We start from the raw sequence: 353 nt of genomic DNA, 5'->3' as shown, positions 1-353 counted from the left end.
AGCAGCAGTTGCGCCATCGGCTTGCCGACGATGTTCGAGCGCCCCACCACCACGGCATTCAGCCCCGACAGCGACCCGAGCGTGTCGCGCAGCAGCATCAGGCAGCCCAAGGGCGTGCAGGGCACCATCGCCTTCTGCCCCGTCCCCAGAAGCCCGACGTTCGAGATATGGAACCCGTCGACATCCTTCGCCGGCGAGATCGCGTTGATCACCAGATCGGCGTTCAGATGCGCGGGCAGCGGCAGCTGCACCAGAATCCCGTGCACCGCCGGATCGGCATTCAGCCGCGCGATCAGCGCCAGAAGATCGGCCTCGGAGGTCTCGGCCGGCAGCTTGTGCTCGAACGAGTTCAT

General features: G+C 66.0%; 1 protein-coding gene. It reads right to left on the bottom strand.

The genetic code is table 11. The features are described 5' to 3' along the window. Nucleotides 1-353, bottom strand: a 353-nt coding sequence (locus CG50_RS16085) for a tetrahydrofolate dehydrogenase/cyclohydrolase catalytic domain-containing protein (protein WP_036640735.1), incomplete at both ends; no start/stop codon positions are given.

This window comes from Paenirhodobacter enshiensis (genome assembly GCF_000740785.1).
Lineage (GTDB): Bacteria > Pseudomonadota > Alphaproteobacteria > Rhodobacterales > Rhodobacteraceae > Rhodobacter > Rhodobacter enshiensis.
The sequence above is the reverse complement of the archived record's forward strand: the minus strand, read 5'-3'. Positions and strand labels throughout refer to the sequence as shown.